Source organism: Streptomyces sp. NPDC002206, from assembly GCF_053593595.1.
In genome coordinates, this window is sequence record NZ_JBSFCW010000001.1 from 623,709 (window position 1) to 642,329 (window position 18,621).

The following is an 18,621-nucleotide window of genomic DNA, read 5'->3' on the forward strand; positions in this document are numbered from 1 at the left end:
GTCACTTCTCGCACAGTCGTGCGCTTCCGTCCCAGGGGGGATCCAGCACCATGAGTCAGCCCGTGCCGCCGCCGAACCGGCCACAGCCGCCGTACGACGCCCAGCCCGGCGGCGGCAATCCGTTCGCCGCCCAGCAGCCCGGCCAGCCCGGCGTCCCGACCGGCAACCCGTTCGCGGGTCAGCAGCCCGGCCAGCCCGGCCAGTTCGGCGGTGTGCCGTTCACCCCGGCGGCTCCCGTCCGCAACAACGTGGGCCTCGGCCTGCTCGCCGCGGTCGTCGCCGCCCTCGTCGCCGCCGGCATCTACGGCGGGATCATCGGCGCCACCAAGCACGAGATCGGCTACGCGGCCGTGGGTGTCGGTTTCCTCGTCGGCCTCGCCGCGGGCAAGGTCGGCGGCCGCAACCCCGCGCTGCCGGTCCTCAGCGCGGTGCTCGCGCTGGTCTCCGTCTACTTCGGCCAGCTGCTCGGTGTGGCCATGACCAACAAGTCGGACAGTGTGTCCCTCTCCGAGATCTTCCTCGATCACTTCAGCGAGCTGAACTCCCTGTGGAAGGCCGGCATCGACCCGATCGGCTTCCTCTTCTTCGCTCTCGCCGCGTTCGCCGCGTTCTCGGGCGCCAAGAAGGCCGCAGGCTGATCCGGCTCGTACGGGAGGGCCCGGACCGCCGCATGAGCGGTCCGGGCCCTCCCGTACGTCCGACAAAAAATCAGCGGCGGTGCTGCGAGTCCGCCACCGTCACCTCGACGCGCTGGAACTCCTTGAGGTCGCTGTACCCCGTCGTCGCCATCGCCCGGCGCAGCGCACCGAAGATGTTCATCGAGCCGTCAGGGGTGTGCGAGGGGCCGGTGAGGACCTCCTCCGTCGTACCCACGGAGCCCAGGTCCACCAGCTTGCCGCGCGGCACGTCCTCGTGGACCGCCTCCATGCCCCAGTGCCGGCCGCGGCCGGGCGCGTCCGTCGCACGGGCCAGCGGGGAGCCCATCATCACCGCGTCGGCGCCGCAGGCGATGGCCTTCGGCAGGTCGCCGGACCAGCCGACGCCGCCGTCCGCGATCACGTGCACATACCGGCCACCGGACTCGTCCATGTAGTCGCGGCGGGCCCCGGCCACATCGGCGACCGCGGTCGCCATCGGAACCTGGATACCGAAGACGTTGCGCGTGGTGTGCGCGGCGCCGCCGCCGAAGCCGACGAGGACACCGGCCGCGCCGGTGCGCATCAGGTGCAGGGCCGCGGTGTACGTGGCGCAGCCGCCGACGATCACCGGGACGTCCAGCTCGTAGATGAACTGCTTGAGGTTGAGCGGCTCGGCCGCGCTCGAGACGTGCTCGGCGGAGACCGTCGTACCGCGGATGACGAAGATGTCGACGCCGGCGTCGACGACGGCCTTGGAGAACTGGGCGGTGCGCTGCGGCGAGAGCGCGGCGGCGGTGACGACACCGGAGTCGCGCACCTCCTTGATGCGCTGCCCGATCAGCTCCTCCTGGATCGGCGCGGCGTAGATCTCCTGGAGGCGGCGGGTCGCCGACTCCACGGGCATCTCGGCGATCTCGTCGAGGAGCGGCTGCGGGTCGGCGTGCCGGGTCCACAGGCCTTCGAGGTTGAGGACACCGAGACCACCCAGCTCACCGATCCGGATCGCGGTCTGCGGGGAGACCACGGAGTCCATCGGAGCGGCCAGGAACGGCAGCTCGAACCGGTAGGCGTCGATCTGCCAGGCGATCGAGACCTCCTTCGGGTCGCGGGTGCGACGGCTCGGCACGACGGCGATGTCGTCGAAGGCGTACGCCCGGCGGCCGCGCTTGCCGCGCCCGATCTCGATCTCAGTCACGATGGTGTGGCCTTTCAGTTCCCTAGGCGTACTGTCTGCGTTTTCCAGTATCCCCGACACACAGCTGAGGGGCGGTCCCAGTACGCCCGGACCGCCCCTCACCTGTTCTGTTGCGTTACTTCCTGCTGTAGTTCGGCGCTTCGACCGTCATCTGGATGTCGTGCGGGTGGCTCTCCTTGAGCCCCGCCGAGGTGATCCGGACGAACCGGCCGTTGGCCTGGAGCTCCGGGACGGTGCGGCCGCCGACGTAGAACATCGACTGGCGCAGACCGCCGGTGAGCTGGTGGACGACCGCGGAGAGCGGGCCGCGGTACGGGACCTGGCCCTCGATGCCCTCGGGGACCAGCTTCTCGTCGGAGGCGACGCCCTCCTGGAAGTAGCGGTCCTTGGAGAACGACTTGCGGTCGCCACGCGTCTGCATCGCGGCGAGCGAACCCATGCCGCGGTACGACTTGAACTGCTTGCCGTTGATGAAGAGCAACTCGCCCGGGGACTCCTCGCAGCCCGCCAGGAGCGAGCCGAGCATCACGGTGTCCGCACCGGCCACCAGGGCCTTGGCGATGTCTCCGGAGTACTGCAGGCCGCCGTCGCCGATGACCGGGACACCGGCCGCCTTGGCGGCGAGCGACGCCTCGTAGATCGCGGTGACCTGCGGAACGCCGATGCCGGCGACCACGCGGGTGGTGCAGATGGAGCCGGGGCCGACACCCACCTTGATGCCGTCGACGCCCGCGTCGATCAGCGCCTGGGCGCCGTCACGGGTGGCGATGTTGCCGCCGATGACGTCGACACCCGACGCGTTCGACTTGATCTTGGCGACCATGTCGGAGACGAGACGGGAGTGGCCGTGCGCGGTGTCGACGACGATGAAGTCGACGCCCGCCTCGACGAGTGCCTGGGCCCGCTCGAAGGCGTCGCCCGCGACACCGACAGCCGCTCCGACCAGCAGCCGGCCTTCCTTGTCCTTCGCGGCGTTCGGGTACTTCTCCGCCTTGACGAAGTCCTTGACGGTGATGAGGCCCTTGAGGACCCCTGCGTCGTCGACCAGCGGAAGCTTCTCGATCTTGTGGCGGCGCAGCAGCTCCATGGCGTCCACGCCGGAGATGCCGACCTTGCCGGTGACGAGCGGCATGGGCGTCATGACCTCGCGCACCTGGCGCGAACGGTCCGGCTCGAAGGCCATGTCACGGTTGGTGACGATGCCGAGGAGCTTGCCCGCCCCGTCGGTCACCGGCACGCCACTGATGCGGAACTTGGCGCACAGCTCGTCGGCCTCGCGCAGGGTCGCGTCCGGGTGCACCGTGATCGGGTCGGTGACCATGCCGGACTCGGAACGCTTCACCAGGTCGACCTGGTTGGCCTGGTCCGCGATGGAGAGATTGCGGTGCAGCACACCGGCGCCACCCTGGCGGGCCATGGCGATCGCCATGCGGGCCTCGGTGACCTTGTCCATCGCGGCGGACAGCAGCGGGATGTTCACCCGCACGTTCTTCGAGATGTACGAGGAAGTGTCGATCTGATCGGGCGCCATGTCGGACGCGCCGGGCAGCAGCAGCACGTCGTCGTATGTCAGCCCGAGCGACGCGAATTTCTCGGGCACTCCGTCGACGTTTGCAGTCATGACACCTTCCCCAAATGGCCTTGATCGGTGCGGATGTCCATGCTAACGGCCTCCGGGGGTGTCTCATTCCACGAGCAAGATCACCTAGAGGTTCTGTAGCTTCGTACGGAACTCCGTTTCGGGGTGAAGCCGGTGTTGTTCACTGCTCGGCGAGGGCCCGCAACCTGCTCAGCGCACGGTGCTGGGCGACCCGGACGGCGCCCGGCGACATGCCCAGCATCTGCCCGGTCTCCTCGGCGGTCAGACCGACGGCGACCCGCAGAACCAGCAGCTCACGCTGGTTCTCCGGGAGGTTGGCAAGGAGCTTCTTGGCCCAGGCGGCATCGCTGCTGAGCAGCGCGCGCTCCTCGGGCCCGAGCGAATCGTCCGGCCGCTCCGGCATCTCGTCGGAGGGCACGGCGGTCGATCCCGGGTGCCGCATGGCGGCGCGCTGGAGATCGGCGACCTTGTGGCCGGCGATGGCGAAGACGAAGGCTTCGAAGGGTCTGCCGGTGTCCTTGTAGCGCGGCAACGCCATCAGCACCGCGACACAGACCTCCTGCGCCAGGTCCTCCACGAAGTGGCGGGCATCACCGGGCAACCGGTTCAGCCGGGACCTGCAGTAGCGCAGCGCCAGGGGATGAACATGGGCCAGCAGATCATGGGTGGCCTGCGCGTCGCCGTCGACGGCACGGTGCACCAGAGCACCGATCACCGTCGTCTCGTCGTCGCGCATCGGACCATGGTGCCTCGGTGCCGCTTCATCCGTGGCACCGCGTCCGTAGTTGTGCACCGAAGCGTTATGAGCGGGTGCGCCGGAAGTCATGTCCTGCGCCCTCCCCTTCCGCTCGACCGAATCGTTCCCGAGGAACTCCACATCTCAAGGATGCGGCATCGGCCGGGAAGCGTCACATACCGCGGGGCACCGGCTCCCGATCTGCGGCCCGGCGCGCCCGTCGCCCCGCCCGCCGGAGGGCGGACGGGGACACCTCCTACCGGCCATCGCCGGTCATCAGCGCACCAGGCCCCAGCGGAAGCCGAGCGCCACGGCGTGCGCCCGGTCCGAGGCGCCGAGCTTCTTGAAAAGCCGCCGGGCGTGCGTCTTCACCGTGTCCTCGGAGAGGAAGAGCTCGCGCCCGATCTCCGCGTTGGAACGGCCGTGGCTCATCCCTTCGAGCACCTGGATCTCACGCGCAGTGAGCGTCGGCGCCGCACCCATCTCGGCCGACCGCAGCCGACGCGGGGCAAGCCGCCACGTCGGATCGGCCAGCGCCTGGGTGACGGTCGCCCGCAGCTCCGCGCGGGAGGCGTCCTTGTGCAGATATCCGCGGGCACCGGCGGCGACCGCGAGCGCGACACCGTCCAGGTCCTCGGCGACGGTCAGCATGATGATCCGCGCCCCGGGGTCGGCGGAGAGCAGCCGCCGGACCGTCTCCACACCTCCCAGACCGGGCATGCGTACGTCCATCAGAATGAGATCCGAACGGTCGGCACCCCAGCGGCGGAGAACTTCCTCACCGTTGGCCGCCGTCGTCACACGCTCGACGCCGGGCACGGTCGCGACCGCGCGACGGAGCGCCTCTCGGGCAAGCGGGGAGTCGTCGCAGACGAGGACGGATGTCATGACCGTCCTCCGCAGCTGATGCGCGTCACCTTGAGCCTCCAGGCTGAATACAAGTCGTCACCTGTGCGGTTGACACTCTCGGACATCTGCCCGATCGCTTTTCCGTCAACCGCCTCCGCCCTCTCAACGATGGTCACTCGAAAGAGTTACGGGTCCGACGACCAGGTTCGGCACTCTACGTGAGGAGTCGCACACGGAGGAGAGCGGCGCGGATTGTTCGGTCGTCAATCGAAGCTTCACCTGAAGGTATGCCCCATTTAGCGGGTTTTCTTCCCTTTTGCTGGTGTCTGTGGATAGATTCGCAATCAGTCATATTTACATCTACTTACACCGTAGATGTACGGTCATGAGCACGGTCACCGACGAACGACTACCGCGTAGCCGACTCAGCATGGTTTCGAGGGGACAAGCAATGGCAGATTTCTCCCGCCTTCCCGGACCCAACGCCGATCTGTGGGACTGGCAGCTGCTGGCGGCCTGCCGTGGGGTCGACAGCTCACTGTTCTTCCACCCGGAGGGTGAGCGCGGAGCGGCCCGGAGCGCCCGCGAGAACTCGGCGAAAGAGGTCTGTATGCGATGCCCGGTACGCGCCGAGTGCGCAGCGCACGCCCTGGCCGTGCGTGAGCCCTACGGAGTGTGGGGCGGACTGACCGAGGACGAGCGCGAAGAGCTCATGGGACGGGCCCGCAACCGACTGATCGCGACAGCAGGGGCGCCATCGGGGTTGTCCGCCGCCTCAGGGCACGGCTGACCCTCGAACCGCGCAGAACAACCGAAGAAACGTTCCTGCACTCCCTAGCGGGCGGCCGCCAGGGAAAGCTGGTCCAGCGTGGCCGCCACGGCCGGGACCTGCGCCAGGTCCGGGAGCGTCAGCGCGACGATCTCACGCTCGATCGCCGGCTCCACCGTCACGGTGCGGGCCCCTTTGGGACGTACCGACTCGATCGCCAGCTCCGGCAGCACGGCCACCCCCAGGCCGGCGCCGACCAGGCCGATCACCGCCGGGTAGTCGTCGGTGGCGAAGTCGATCCGGGGAGTGAAGCCGGACTCCTCGCAGACCTCCACCAGTTGACGGCGGCAGCGCGGGCAGCCCGCGATCCAGGACTCGTCGGCCAGTTCACCGATCCCCACCGCATCCGCGCCGGCCAGCCGGTGCCCGTCGGGGACGAGGCCGATCAGCCGGTCGGTGAGCAGCGGACGTACGACCATGTCGTCCCATTCGGCGCCCGAGGTGCCGTAGCGGAACGCCAGTGCGATGTCGCAGTCCCCCTCCCGGAGCATCTCGACCGAGCGCGGCGGCTCGGCCTCGACCAGGGAGACCCTCGTACCGGGGTGGGCGGCACGCAGGGCGGCGAGGGCGCCGGGAACCAGGGTGGAGCTGCCACTGGGGAACGAGACGAGCCGGACCCGGCCGGCCCGCAGCCCGGCGATCGCGGCGATCTCCTCCTCGGCGGCGGTCAGCCCGGCGAGGATGCCGGAGGCGTGACGTACAAGCGCCTCACCCGCCTGCGTGAGCCGCATCTCGCGACCTGTGCGGATCAGCAGCGGGGTGCCCGCGGAGGACTCCAGGGCCTTCATCTGCTGGCTGACCGCGGGCTGGGTGCAGCCCAGTTCACGCGCGGCGGCGGAGAACGAACCGGTGGCGGCCACGGCGCGCAGGACACGGAGATGACGGGCTTCGATCACCTTTCAACCATAAGGCCCTCTTGGAGCGGAAGCCAGTATCCGGCCTGCGGCTTTGAGACCGGGTGGTTACCGTTGCCCCCTATGAAGCCGATGAAGTTGCTGACTGTGAATGTGGGACGGCCCAAGGCGGTCGACTACACCGACGCTCCGGGTGGCGTCACCGGGATCGACAAGCAGCCGGCCGACGGCCCGGTACGGGTCACCGATCCCGGCCCCAAGGGCACCGGCGGCAGCGGAGTGGCCGGGGACGCGGTCTGCGATCTGCGCCATCACGGCGGCACCGACCAGGCCGTGTACGCCTTCGCCCGCGAGGACCTCGACGTCTGGGCGAGCGCGCTCGGCCGCACGCTTGCCAACGGCGCGTTCGGCGAGAACCTGACGATCTCCGGACTGGACGTGAGCGGCGCGAAGATCGGCGAGCGCTGGCGGATCGGCCCCGACCTGGTGCTGGAGGTGACGTCCGGCCGCATTCCGTGCCGTACGTTCGCCGGTCACCTCGACCAGAGCCGCTGGGTCAAGCGGTTCACGGAGGCGGCCGCTCCGGGTGCCTACCTGCGAGTGGTCGAGCCGGGCGAGATCCGTGCAGGGGACACGGTCGAGATCGTGCACCGGCCGGACCACGACGTCACCGTGCAGCTGGAGTTCCTGGCCGCGACGACGCGCCGGGAGCTGCTGGCGGAGCTGCTCCCGGCCCGGGACGCACTCCATCCCCGGACGCTGCGCTCCGCCCTGAAGTACGTGGAGTCGGGGGCCGCAGGCGAGTGACCCCCGCGGTGGGCGTGGCACTAACGTGCCGCGTATGACGACTGCACTGATTACGGGCGCGACCGCGGGGATCGGGGCCGCCTTCGCACGGCGGCTCGCGGCCGAAGGGCACAACCTGGTGCTGGTGGCGCGCAACACCGAGCGGCTCCGGGAGCAGGCAACCGAACTGCACGACCTGCATGGCATCGAGGCCGAGGTACTGACCGCCGATCTGTCCGAGGACGACGGGATCGCCTCGGTGGAGGCGCGATTGACGGACCGTCGGCAATCCGTCGATCTATTGATCAACAACGCCGGGTTCGGCAACAAGGGCCGCTATCTGGAGGTGTCGATGGCCGATGAGCTGAAGATGCTGAAGGTGCACTGCGAGGCGGTGCTGCGGCTGACATCGGCGGCTGCGGCCGGAATGAAGGAGCGCGGGCGTGGCGGGGTCGTCAATGTGGCCTCGGTGGCGGCGTTCGTACCGCGCGGGACGTACGGCGCGTCCAAGGCGTGGGTCGTGCAGTTCACCCAGGGCGCGGCGAAGGATCTGGCCGGGTCGGGGGTGCGGCTGATGGCGCTCTGCCCCGGCTTCGTACGGACCGAGTTCCATGAGCGGGCCGGCATGGGGACCGGCAACATCCCGGGCTGGATGTGGCTCGACGCGGACAGACTGGTGGCGACGGCGCTGGCGGATCTGGCGCGCGGCAAGTCCGTCTCGATCCCGGACGCGCGGTACAAGACGCTGATGGGGCTGGTGAAGGTGGCGCCGCGCGGCCTGCTCGGAGGGGTCACCTCCAAGACTGGCCGCAAGTACGGGCCGCAGTGAGCGCGTTCTTATCGGATGCCGCGGCCCGCGCGGGCGCCGATGTCGGGGCGGCGGGCTTCGGCTTGTTGCCGAACCGGTCCTCGCCGCCGTTGTTCTCGATGACGGCGCCGGCGGCGAGAGCAGGCGAGTCCGGGCCGGGCCGTAGGTCGCGGCGCGGCTCCGGGTCCTCGGTGATACGCCGGGGCGCGCAGCACCACGCCAGATGTGATGGCTATTCACTTTCTGTCCGGGATACCGCCGCTGCACGGCTGCCGAGGGTGCTGTCGTCTCCGCACGTCGCACCGTCGCTCAGTGCCGGGTGGCACCGGACGACGGGCGAGGCGCCGGACGGGATGGCGCGGTTCGCGGCCGGTCCGCCCTTCGCAAAGCCGGTGCCGCCGAGAGGCCTGAATCACTCGGTCCGACCGCTCCACCCGAACCGTCATGAACCCCGTATCCCAATAAAATGGAACCATCTCATCCAGGCTCGTGAGACCGGGAGACACCATGAGATTCGTACAAGTAATCGACTGCAAGACGGAGCGGTTCGATGACATGGACCGCCTCATGGACGAGTGGGTCGAACAGACCAAGGGCTCCCGGACCGCCACTCACAGCCTGATCGGCAAGGACCGCTCCGACGGGGCCCACTACGTGGAGATCGTCGAATTCCCGTCGTACGAAGACGCGGTGGCGAACTCCAAGCTGCCGGAGACCGACCGGATCTTCCAGGAAATGGTGGCGCTCTGCGACGAGACGCCCACCTTCATCGATCTCGACGTGGTCCGCGACGAACAGTTGAACCAGAGACTGTCCCGCAGGTTCTTCCACGAGATCGCCGTCGGCGGCAACCTGGACGCCATCGACGAGGTGTTCGCGGTCGACTACGCCGACCACGACATCGCGAAGGAAGAGGAGACCGTGATCGGGTCCGGCAGCCTCCGGGACAATCTCATCGGATGGCGGGCCGCCTTCGACTTCTCCTTCGACCTGGACCGGCAGATCTGCGAGGGCGACGACGTCGTGACGCTGTGGACCTGGACCGGCACCCACAAGGGCGACTTCATGGGCATCCCACCGACGGGCAGGCAGTGCATCATGACCGGCACCACGATCTTCCGGTTCAAGGGCGGCAGGATCCAGGAGGGCTGGTGGCACGAGGACCTCATGGGCCTGATGCGCCAGCTCGGCGCGGTCGACTGAACCGCGCTCGACCGAGCACCGAGGAACGAAGAAGACCGAAGGCCCCCTGTTCCCGCCGCCGAGCGGCGGGAACAGGGGGCCTTCTACGGCTGTGCGCCGGTGCGGCTACGCGTCAGTGCGAGTGACCGTGACCGCCGTGACCGGAGTCGGCCTCTTCCTCGGCCGGCTTCTCGACGACCAGGGTCTCGGTCGTGAGCAGCAGCGACGCGATGGACGCGGCGTTCTCCAGCGCGGAGCGGGTGACCTTGACCGGGTCGATGACGCCGGCCTTCACCAGGTCGCCGTACTCGCCGGTCGCGGCGTTGAAGCCCTGGCCCTTGTCGAGCTCGGCGACCTTCGAGGTGATGACGTAACCCTCGAGGCCCGCGTTCTCGGCGATCCAGCGCAGCGGCTCGACGGCGGCGCGGCGCACGACCGCGACACCGGTGGCCTCGTCGCCGGTCTTGCCGAGGTTGCCCTCGAGGACCTTGACGGCGTGCACCAGAGCGGAGCCACCACCGGAGACGATGCCCTCCTCGACCGCGGCGCGGGTCGCGGAGATGGCGTCCTCCAGACGGTGCTTCTTCTCCTTGAGCTCCACCTCGGTGGCGGCACCGACGCGGATCACGCACACGCCGCCGGCCAGCTTCGCAAGGCGCTCCTGGAGCTTCTCGCGGTCCCAGTCGGAGTCCGTGGAGTCGATCTCGGCCTTGATCTGGTTGACCCGGCCCTTGACGTCGCCGGGCTCGCCGCCGCCGTCCACGATGGTCGTGTCGTCCTTGGAGATGGTCACGCGGCGCGCCGTGCCCAGCACGTCCAGACCGGCCTGGTCGAGCTTGAGGCCGACCTCCTCGGCGATGACGGTCGCACCGGTGAGGGTGGCGATGTCGCCGAGCATGGCCTTGCGGCGGTCACCGAAGCCCGGGGCCTTCACCGCGACGGCGTTGAAGGTGCCACGGATCTTGTTGACGACCAGGGTCGACAGGGCCTCGCCCTCGACGTCCTCGGCGATGATCAGCAGCGGCTTGGAGCCACCGGCCTGGATGACCTTCTCCAGCAGCGGGAGCAGCTCCTGGATCGAGCCGATCTTGCCCTGGTGGATCAGGATGTACGGGTCGTCGAGGACGGCCTCCATACGCTCCTGGTCGGTCACCATGTACGGGGACAGGTAACCCTTGTCGAAGGCCATGCCCTCGGTGAACTCGAGGTCCAGACCGAAGGTGTTGGACTCCTCGACGGTGATGACACCGTCCTTGCCGACCTTGTCCATCGCGTCTGCGATGAGCTCGCCGACCTGCGAGTCCTGCGCGGAGAGCGCGGCCACGGCGGCGATGTCGGACTTGTCGTCGATCGGGCGGGCGGTCGCGAGGAGCTCCTCGGACACGGCCTTGACCGCGGCGTCGATGCCCTTCTTCAGGGCGGCCGGGGACGCACCCGCGGCAACGTTGCGCAGGCCCTCGCGGACGAGCGCCTGGGCGAGCACGGTGGCGGTGGTGGTGCCGTCACCCGCTACGTCGTTGGTCTTGGTCGCCACCTCCTTCACCAGCTGGGCACCGAGGTTCTCGTACGGGTCGTCGAGCTCGACCTCGCGCGCGATGGTGACACCGTCGTTGGTGATGGTGGGAGCGCCGAACTTCTTGTCGATGACGACGTTGCGGCCCTTGGGGCCGATCGTCACCTTCACCGTGTCGGCAAGCTTGTTGACGCCACGCTCAAGGGCGCGACGGGCGTCCTCGTCGAACTTCAGAATCTTCGCCATGGGAGCTGAGCTTTCCTCTCAAACGAACTGCGCCCCCGACCGCCGGCTAGTTATTTCGCAGGGGGCCAGGGGCGCAGAACGGAAGCAAACGTGGGTGAATTACTTCTCGACGATCGCGAGCACGTCGCGAGCCGAGAGGACGAGGTACTCCTCGCCGTTGTACTTCACCTCGGTGCCGCCGTACTTGCTGTAGAGCACGACGTCACCGGTGTTGACGTCGAGCGGAAGACGCTCGCCGTTCTCGAAGCGACCCGGGCCCACGGCCAGGACGACGCCCTCCTGGGGCTTCTCCTTGGCGGTGTCCGGGATGACCAGGCCAGAGGCCGTGGTCTGCTCGGCGTCGAGCGGCTGGACCACAATGCGGTCCTCAAGCGGCTTGATGGCAACCTTGGAGCTGGTGGTCGTCACGATCCGGCCTCCCCCTTCGGAGATCTCGGGGTTAACTGCGGGGTTAACTGTCTGGGGTGGCGACCAGGTGGATCCGTCGTCGCGGGTGCCGGACCTGCCAGTCGCACAGTACTGCTGGCACTCTCCAGTGGGGAGTGCCAGAGCCGAGACTATGACCGCGATTAGCACTCGGTCAAGCGGAGTGCCAATTCGGTGCGGTCGTGGCGTGGCAGCCATGGGGCAAGACCCCCCGGGGCGCAGTCCAGGAGCATGCGCCCCGGGCGAGGCCCGCAGGGCGAAGTTCACGGGCGCGCGAAGTCCACGGGCACGCGGCTACCGCCGGTCGCAGCCGGTCCCGGGGTCCACGTCGCCGTACGATTCCGACCGGTCCGGCTGCCGCTCCCTCAGCGGTGGCGACAGCCGGGAGTCCGCGGACTCCTGCGGCCGGTCCCGCCGCCCGCAGGCGGTGACGACCCACGACCCGGGCGCCCCGTGATCACTCCGCACGTCCGCCTTCGGCCCCGACTCCGACGTCCGCCCGGGCCCCGCCGCCGGTGCCCGGTGCGGGCCGCGCACCTTCTGCGCGGCCTTCCGGCCCAGTCGTTCGATCGGGTCGACCGACTGCGCGCACCCGGCGGTGGCGGTCAGAAGAACACCGGCCGCCAGCAGTCCGGCGAGCAGCCGGCGCGCCCGGCTCATACGTAGTCCCCCGGCCGTGCCACGGCGTACCCCTTGTCCGTGATGGTCTTCATGACCGTCGTGACCGGCTTCATGGCCGCGCGGATCACGGCGGCCCGGCTGCCGCTACCGTCCCAGTCCGTGGCGTCCCCGAAGCGCGTGAGGACGATGTCGCAGGGGCGCAGATCGCGGTCCCGCTCCCGCCACTCCAGGTCCAGGTCCAGGTCCAGGTCCAGGTCCAGCTTCCCGGCAGGTGCGGCAGGTGCCGGCAGGTCGCCGGGCGGGCCGGCCCGCCCGGCGGGGGCGCCCGGCCCGCCTGCGGAGGGCCTGGCGGCCCGGCGCTCGGCGCGGTCGCCGGATTCGGAGGCGCAACCGGAGCCGACAGCGACGACGAGGGGCGCGGCCGGAACCGCGCATCCCGGCCACCCCCGTCGCAGGCCACCCTGCCTGCGACAGATCGAGCCCGGCCTCTGCCCCGTCATGGCAAATTCTTCCTTTTGTCGTAAAACCACATGATTTCGCATACTGGCAGCAATCGAACGATCACTCGGCCCGACACCGCCGCCGGCCCCCGAGCGGTCCCCCGGCTGGCTCACAATGGGCCGGTGAACGCCTTCGCCCCGACCGGCCCGACAGACCCGCGCGACCCGCGCGACCCGCGCAGCCCGAGCAGCCCGAGCGACCCATCCGATGCCGCCGACCCGCTCGCCGACCCGCTCACCGCCTTCATGGCATTGCGCACCCCCGAGGGCACGGCGCTCCTGGCCGAGCTACGGTCCTACGACCCCGCCCAGGAACTCTCCACCGCGACCCGGCTGCGCCGCAGCCACCCGGCCGCACTGGTTTCGGCGGCGCTGGGGCAGGCACGGCTGCGGCAGCGGGCGGTGGCGAAGTTCGGTGCCGAGGACGCGTACCGGATGTTCTTCACGCCGAACGGTGTCGAGCAGGCGACCCGTACGTCGGTAGCCACGTACCGGGCCGGCCGGTTCGCCGCAGCCGGCGTCCGCAGCGTCGCCGATCTCTGCTGCGGGATCGGTGGTGACGCCATCGCGCTCGCCCGCGCGGGCATCTCCGTCCTCGCCGTGGACCGCGACCTGCTGACCGCCGAGGTGGCCCGCGCCAACGCCGCCGCGCTCGGGCTGGACGCCCTGATCGAGGTGCGGTGCGCCGACGTCACCGAGATCGACACCGCCGCGTACGACGCCGTCTTCGTCGACCCGGCCCGGCGCGGCGGACGCGGCAGGATCTTCGACCCGGAGGCGTACTCCCCGCCGCTCTCCTGGGCGACCGGCGCCGCGCTGAAGGCCCCCCGCGCCGCGCTGAAGATCGCCCCCGGCATCCCGCACGAGGCGGTCCCGGCGCAGGCGGAGGCCGAGTGGATCTCGGACGGCGGCGATGTGAAGGAGGCGGTGCTCTGGTTCGGCGAGGGGTTCGCGGCCGGCTCGTACCGCGCCACGCTGCTCCCGGCCGGCGCGACACTGTCGGCTCCGGCCGCGCTGTCCGCCCCGCCCGTCGGCCCGGTCGGCCGCTATCTGTACGAGCCGGACGGTGCCGTCATCCGTGCGCATCTGGTCGCCGACATCGTGGACCGGTCGGGCGGCCGGCTGATCGACGAGACGATCGCGTACGTCACGAGCGACGAGCCGTACGATTCCCCGTACACCTCGGCGTACGAGATCACCGACCGGCTGCCGTTCAACATGAAGAAGCTGAAGGCGCTGCTGCGGGAGCGGAAGGTCGGCGTCCTGACCGTCAAGAAGCGGGGCTCGGCCGTCGAACCGGAGGAGCTGCGCCGCAAGATGAAGCTCCAGGGCCCGAACGCCGCGACCGTGTTCCTGACCCGGGTCGCCGGGGCGCCGACCATGCTGATCGGCCACCCCGTGCGGCCGGAGATGTCCTAGGCCAGGTCGGTCAGGTCTTCTGCGTACACCTGCGAGAGCGGCTGCGGGCCCACGTACTGCTGGCAGTTGCACTGCCCGGCTTCGAAGCGGACCGGCTTCTTGCTCTCGTCCCAGGCCGCCGGCACCTCGACCCGCTCATGGCACTTGCCCCGCTTGTCATGCTTCGCGAGGTGGTGCGTGCAGCCGCAGACCGGCTCCGGCGGCCGGTTCGCCGCCTCGACGGCCAGGCGTTCCTGCTTGCTCGCCTCCAGCAGTTCCAGCTTGCGGGTGTGCCGGTTGCGCAGCGCCGTACGGACGTTGTCGACCGCCCATCCGAAGCCGCCGGTCCAGAAGACGATGAGCACCCACCAGTACCACTCCATGTGACACCCTCCCCCTGCGCAGATCCTGCTACGCGGCCAGGATAGGGGCGGGGGCAGCGGTGAGTGCCGCTGCCGACGGAGATACAGCGGCTCGGACCCGCGCGCCCCGACGAGCGCCCGCAGCACCCGGCGGCGGTGCACGAACGCCTTGGTGACGCCGGCCGGGCCGGGCAGCCGGCCGATCGTCCGGATGCCCATGAACGACAAGTGGGACGGGCGGGGGTCGGTCGACAGCGGTGAGCCCCGCCCGTCCCGGTCCGGTTCAGTCGTACTGCTCACTGTCCAGGTAGTCCTCGTACGCATCGGGCTCGCCGGCCGAGCCGATGTACTCGGAGTCGTGGACGGCATCCGCCACGTCGGGATCGTGCTCCGGCTCGCCGCTGTAGTCGTACTGATCGGACATGGCGCCTCCTCTCTCGACGGGCACCCGATGCGCCCGGTCACACAGTCAACGAGGCTTCCGAACCGGCCGGTGCGCCCGCGCGATCGGAGTGACTCCATGCGGATGACCGGCGCCACCTCAGTGGCGTACAGCTCGGCCGGTTGACCATGTGCAGCGGCAGCCCGCCCGGAGCGGGCGCGGCCCGGACCGTCAGGCGTTGAGCAGCGCCTCGATGTCGAGCTTCTTCATGCCGAGCATGGCCTTCATGGCCCGGTCCGCCTTGGCCGGGTCCGGGTCGGAGAGCGCCTCGGACAGCCCGCGCGGGACGATCTGCCAGGACAGCCCGTACTTGTCCTTGAGCCAGCCGCACTGGCTCTCCTCGCCGCCGTCGGTGAGCCTGGCCCACAGCTCGTCGACCTCCGCCTGCGACTCGCAGTCGACGGAGAGCGAGATCGCTTCGGTGAAGGGGAACTGCGGGCCGCCGTTGAGTGCGATGTACTCCTGGCCGGCCAGCCGGAATTCGACGGTCATGACCGCGCCCGGCTCGCCCGGCGACGCCACGGAGTAGTGCGTGACGCCCAGCACCTTCGAGTCCCCTCCGAAGATGGAGACGTAGTGGTTCGCGGCCTCCTCGGCCTGGTTGTCGAACCACAGGAAGGTCTTGATCTTCTGCATGGCCTGCTCCTCGGCGACTCGTACGGGGGATGGCTGTGCAAGGTAGACCCTGCCGCCGCCCGAAACTCACCGCGGCGCGCCGCCCTCCTCCGCTTCCTTCTCCGCCCGCGCCAGCAGCAGCGCCCGCTCGCGTGCGTTACGGGTCAGCCCCGCCGCCCGCACGAATTCCGCCCGCGCCTCGTCCGCACGCCCCAGCCGTGCCAGCAGATCGCCGCGCACGCTCGGCAGCAGGTGGTAGGCCGCCAGCGCCGGATCGCCGGCCAGGGCATCGACCAGTGCGAGCCCGGCCTCGGGCCCCTCGGCCATCGACACCGCGACCGCGCGGTTCAGTTCCACCACCGGTGACGGGGCCGCCTTGGCCAGCAGGCCGTAGAGCGTGGCGATGACCGCCCAGTCCGTCTCCTCGTACGTCACCGCGTGGGCGTGGCACGCTGCGATGGCGGCCTGCAGTGCGTACGGGCCGGGGGCCCCGCCCAGCGCGTTCGCCCGCTCCAGGGCCGCGTACCCGCGCCGGATCAGCAACCGGTCCCAGCGGGACCGATTCTGGTCGCCGAGCAGGACGGGCTCGCCGTCCGGGCCGGTCCTGGCCGCGGTGCGGGACGCCTGGAGCTCCAGCAGGGCGGCCAGGCCGTGCACTTCGGGTTCCTGCCCCATCAGCCCGGCCAGCACCCGCGACAGCCGCAGCGCGTCCTCGCAGAGCCCCGGGCGCAGCCAGTCGTCGCCCGCGGTGGCCGCGTACCCCTCGTTGAAGATCAGGTAGATCACTTCGAGTACGGAGTCGAGCCGGGCCGCGCGGTCTGCGCCGTACGGCACTTCGAAGGGGACGCCGGCCCGGCCCAGGGTGCGTTTCGCGCGGACGATGCGCTGGGCGACGGTCGGCTCGGACACCAGGAACGCCCGGGCGATCTCGTCGGTGGTGAGGCCGCCGAGCAGCCGCAGGGTGAGCGCGATCCGGGCCTCGGTCGACAGCACCGGGTGGCACGCGGTGAAGATCAGCCGCAGCAGGTCGTCGTCGATGTCGTCGGCCCCGGCGATGTCGTCCGGCCCGGGCGGCTGCACGTCCTCCAGGGTCCGCCCGACCTCGGCGAGCTTGCGGGCGTACGTCTCCTTGCGGCGGACCAGATCGATCGCGCGGTGCTTGGCGGTTGCCATCAGCCAGGCGCCCGGCCGGTCCGGGACACCCGACTCCGGCCACTGCTCCAATGCCGCGACCAGGGCGTCCTGCGCGAGTTCCTCGGCGATGCCCACGTCCCGCACGATGCGGGCGACACCGGCGATGATCCGCGCGGACTCGATCCTGAATACGGCCTCGACCGCCGCGGTCGCGCTTGCTTCCGTCACGGCCACCCATCAGAGCAGCCGATCAGAGACGGAGCAAGCGCGGCCGGGCCGGGGTCGAGAGCGCCTACTCGCTCAGCCCTCGGCGATCTCGCGGACCTCGGCGGTGACCGTCCAGTTGTTCGGGTGGATCTCCAGGAACCGCTTGGCCCACTCCAGAGCCTCGGGCTTGTCCTTGCACTGCATGATGGCGTAGCCGCCGACGACTTCCTTGGTCTCGGTGAACGGCCCGTCGGTGTAGCTCACCTTGCCGTCCTCCCAGCGGACCCTCGTCCCCTGCGAGGTGGGGGCGAGTCCCGCGGTTTCCAGCATGACCCCGGCCTTGGTGATCTCCTCGAACAGCGCCCCCATGCGCGCCTCGAACTCAGGGTCGGGGGACTGGGCGGGCAGGTTCTGCTCATCGATGCGGATCATCGACAGGAAGCGCGGCATGGTGACTCCTCGGTGCGGGAGGGCGGGGGCTTTCCCTGCCTCTCACCCTTGCGTCGAACGGGAGACGCCGCAATCGACACACCTTCGGAAGAATTTTTCGGCCTTTATCGCAGGGACGCCCAGAGTCTGCTCGCGGCGGGCTCCTGCGCCACCACCCGGTTGGGGTCGGACGGGGCCGCGACGACGGGCATGGTGACCGTGGTCAGCCCGGTCGAGGAGACGGCGCCCAGGCTCTGTGCCAGGCCCCTCAGCTCGCCGAGCGAGTCGAGGCCGGTGTCCGTGGTCAGACTGCCGGTGACCGCGTCCACCATCTTGTACAGGCCGGCCGGGTCGGTCAGCAGATCGGTCTTCCCGGCCTCCTGCAGCAGCGCCTCGACCAGCTGTTGCTGGAGCTTTATCCGGCCCAGGTCGCTGCCGTCGCCGATGCCGTGGCGGGTGCGGGCGAAGGCCAGGGCCTGGGTGCCGTCGAGCCGGTGGGTGCCCGCGTCGAGGTGGAGATGGCTGCTGTCGTCGTCGATGTCCTGCGTCGTGGTGACGGTCACCCCGCCCAGCGCATCGACGAGACCGGCGAAGCCGGCGAAGTCGATCTCGATGTAGTGGTCCATCCGGACGCCGGTGAGCTGCTCCACCGTCTTGACCGCGCAGACGGGACCGCCGACGGCGTACGCGCTGTTGAACATCGCGTGGTACGTCGTCGGAGTGGTGCCGCCCGAAGATGCCGGACACGAGGGGCGCGTCACCAGGGTGTCGCGCGGAATGCTGACGACGGTGGCCTTCGTACGGTCGGCATCGACATGGACGACCATCGCCGTGTCGGAACGGGCGCCCGTGCTGTCACCGCCGCCGAGCGCGGAGTTCTCGCTGCCGCTGCGCGAGTCCGACCCGAGAACCAGGATGTTCAGCACACCGGCCGGCAGCGGGGACGCGGAGGCCGATGGCGACGCCGACGCCGAGGGGGCCGCGGTCGGGACGGTGACGGGCGCCCTGGCGGGGCGGTCGTCGCCCAGCGCGCTGTCGATGTCCACGCTGCGGATGTTCTGGTTCAGATGCCAGTACGCCCACCCCGCCCCGGCCGCGGCGAGCACCAGGATGCAGCCCATCACAGCCGCGGCCGCCCTGAGTCGACGGGAACGGCGTCTCTTGTCTCCGGTCACGTCGAGGAACGTAAGTCCGAATTATTACGCCCGGAACCCTTGTTCGGTTTTCCTTCGGGAAATCTCAGGATCCGTT

The 18,621-nt window shown here is 69.9% G+C and carries 20 protein-coding genes and 1 pseudogene; 6 read left to right on the forward strand and 15 right to left on the reverse strand.

Features of this window, described 5'->3' with window-relative positions; all coding sequences use genetic code 11:
* Positions 1–50: 50 nt before the first annotated feature.
* Positions 51–638: a hypothetical protein gene (locus ACWCP8_RS02850; protein WP_451113982.1), complete on the forward strand. Its 588-nt coding sequence runs from the start codon at positions 51–53 to the stop codon at positions 636–638.
* Positions 639–708: 70 nt separating this feature from the next.
* Here ACWCP8_RS02850 and ACWCP8_RS02855 read toward each other — a convergent pair whose 3' ends face one another.
* From ACWCP8_RS02855 to ACWCP8_RS02870, 4 genes are all read right to left on the reverse strand, one after another.
* Positions 709–1,833 carry a GuaB3 family IMP dehydrogenase-related protein gene (locus tag ACWCP8_RS02855; protein ID WP_030979608.1) on the reverse strand — a complete coding sequence of 375 codons (1,125 nt, stop codon included), beginning with the start codon at positions 1,831–1,833 and terminating at the stop codon, positions 709–711.
* 115 nt (positions 1,834–1,948) lie between these two features.
* Complete coding sequence (gene guaB / locus ACWCP8_RS02860) at positions 1,949–3,454, reverse strand: IMP dehydrogenase (RefSeq protein WP_352267885.1); 1,506 nt, start codon at positions 3,452–3,454, stop codon at positions 1,949–1,951.
* 139 nt (positions 3,455–3,593) lie between these two features.
* Positions 3,594–4,169: a sigma-70 family RNA polymerase sigma factor gene (locus ACWCP8_RS02865; protein WP_030084428.1), complete on the reverse strand. Its 576-nt coding sequence runs from the start codon at positions 4,167–4,169 to the stop codon at positions 3,594–3,596.
* Between the two features lie 276 nt (positions 4,170–4,445).
* Complete coding sequence (locus ACWCP8_RS02870; RefSeq protein WP_003948568.1) at positions 4,446–5,057, reverse strand: response regulator transcription factor; 612 nt, start codon at positions 5,055–5,057, stop codon at positions 4,446–4,448.
* 412 nt (positions 5,058–5,469) lie between these two features.
* On the opposite strand from ACWCP8_RS02870, the gene ACWCP8_RS02875 reads away from it, so the two are divergent.
* Positions 5,470–5,808: a WhiB family transcriptional regulator gene (locus ACWCP8_RS02875; RefSeq protein WP_352267887.1), complete on the forward strand. Its 339-nt coding sequence runs from the start codon at positions 5,470–5,472 to the stop codon at positions 5,806–5,808.
* A gap of 44 nt (positions 5,809–5,852) precedes the next feature.
* On the opposite strand, the gene ACWCP8_RS02880 is transcribed toward ACWCP8_RS02875, so the two are convergent.
* Positions 5,853–6,743, reverse strand: coding sequence for a LysR family transcriptional regulator (locus tag ACWCP8_RS02880; protein ID WP_352267889.1), 891 nt, complete (start codon positions 6,741–6,743; stop codon positions 5,853–5,855).
* 90 nt (positions 6,744–6,833) lie between these two features.
* Between ACWCP8_RS02880 and ACWCP8_RS02885 the strand changes: the two genes are divergently transcribed.
* From ACWCP8_RS02885 to ACWCP8_RS02895, 3 genes are all read left to right on the forward strand, one after another.
* Positions 6,834–7,508 carry an MOSC domain-containing protein gene (locus ACWCP8_RS02885; protein WP_451114130.1) on the forward strand — a complete coding sequence of 225 codons (675 nt, stop codon included), beginning with the start codon at positions 6,834–6,836 and terminating at the stop codon, positions 7,506–7,508.
* A gap of 34 nt (positions 7,509–7,542) precedes the next feature.
* Positions 7,543–8,316 carry an SDR family NAD(P)-dependent oxidoreductase gene (locus tag ACWCP8_RS02890; RefSeq protein ID WP_352267890.1) on the forward strand — a complete coding sequence of 258 codons (774 nt, stop codon included), beginning with the start codon at positions 7,543–7,545 and terminating at the stop codon, positions 8,314–8,316.
* 486 nt (positions 8,317–8,802) lie between these two features.
* Positions 8,803–9,498 carry an ester cyclase gene (locus ACWCP8_RS02895; RefSeq protein ID WP_451113983.1) on the forward strand — a complete coding sequence of 232 codons (696 nt, stop codon included), beginning with the start codon at positions 8,803–8,805 and terminating at the stop codon, positions 9,496–9,498.
* A gap of 112 nt (positions 9,499–9,610) precedes the next feature.
* On the opposite strand, the gene groL is transcribed toward ACWCP8_RS02895, so the two are convergent.
* From groL to ACWCP8_RS02915, 4 genes and pseudogenes are all read right to left on the reverse strand, one after another.
* On the reverse strand, positions 9,611–11,236 hold the full coding sequence (gene groL, locus ACWCP8_RS02900) for a chaperonin GroEL (RefSeq protein ID WP_352267892.1): 1,626 nt from the start codon (positions 11,234–11,236) through the stop codon (positions 9,611–9,613).
* Between the two features lie 99 nt (positions 11,237–11,335).
* The gene (groES, locus tag ACWCP8_RS02905; RefSeq protein WP_329022280.1) at positions 11,336–11,644 is read right to left on the reverse strand and encodes a co-chaperone GroES; all 309 of its coding nucleotides are present in this window, start codon (positions 11,642–11,644) and stop codon (positions 11,336–11,338) included.
* Between the two features lie 312 nt (positions 11,645–11,956).
* Positions 11,957–12,322 carry a hypothetical protein gene (locus ACWCP8_RS02910; RefSeq protein ID WP_451113984.1) on the reverse strand — a complete coding sequence of 122 codons (366 nt, stop codon included), beginning with the start codon at positions 12,320–12,322 and terminating at the stop codon, positions 11,957–11,959.
* Positions 12,319–12,513: pseudogene (locus tag ACWCP8_RS02915) on the reverse strand (hypothetical protein); the annotation flags it as partial. The gene ACWCP8_RS02910 and the pseudogene ACWCP8_RS02915, both read right to left, overlap by 4 nt.
* Before the next feature lie 516 nt (positions 12,514–13,029).
* Here ACWCP8_RS02915 and ACWCP8_RS02920 point away from each other — a divergent pair.
* Positions 13,030–14,202, forward strand: coding sequence for a THUMP-like domain-containing protein (locus ACWCP8_RS02920; protein WP_451114131.1), 1,173 nt, complete (start codon positions 13,030–13,032; stop codon positions 14,200–14,202).
* On the opposite strand, the gene ACWCP8_RS02925 is transcribed toward ACWCP8_RS02920, so the two are convergent.
* From ACWCP8_RS02925 to ACWCP8_RS02950, 6 genes are all read right to left on the reverse strand, one after another.
* Positions 14,199–14,564 (reverse strand): hypothetical protein, encoded by a 366-nt coding sequence (locus ACWCP8_RS02925; RefSeq protein ID WP_267002908.1) that lies wholly within the window; start codon positions 14,562–14,564, stop codon positions 14,199–14,201. The two genes, ACWCP8_RS02920 and ACWCP8_RS02925, sit on opposite strands and share 4 nt — an antisense overlap.
* 262 nt (positions 14,565–14,826) lie before the next feature.
* Positions 14,827–14,967 (reverse strand): hypothetical protein, encoded by a 141-nt coding sequence (locus ACWCP8_RS02930; protein WP_352267893.1) that lies wholly within the window; start codon positions 14,965–14,967, stop codon positions 14,827–14,829.
* Between the two features lie 189 nt (positions 14,968–15,156).
* Positions 15,157–15,621, reverse strand: a complete 465-nt coding sequence (locus ACWCP8_RS02935; RefSeq protein WP_451113985.1) for a VOC family protein — start codon at positions 15,619–15,621, stop codon at positions 15,157–15,159.
* Between the two features lie 66 nt (positions 15,622–15,687).
* Positions 15,688–16,968: an RNA polymerase sigma factor gene (locus ACWCP8_RS02940; RefSeq protein ID WP_451113986.1), complete on the reverse strand. Its 1,281-nt coding sequence runs from the start codon at positions 16,966–16,968 to the stop codon at positions 15,688–15,690.
* Positions 16,969–17,034: 66 nt separating this feature from the next.
* Entirely contained in the window at positions 17,035–17,391 is a 357-nt protein-coding gene (locus tag ACWCP8_RS02945) for a YciI family protein (protein WP_451113987.1), read from the reverse strand.
* Positions 17,392–17,495: 104 nt separating this feature from the next.
* The gene (locus ACWCP8_RS02950; RefSeq protein WP_451114132.1) at positions 17,496–18,491 is read right to left on the reverse strand and encodes an LCP family protein; all 996 of its coding nucleotides are present in this window, start codon (positions 18,489–18,491) and stop codon (positions 17,496–17,498) included.
* Positions 18,492–18,621 lie beyond the last annotated feature (130 nt).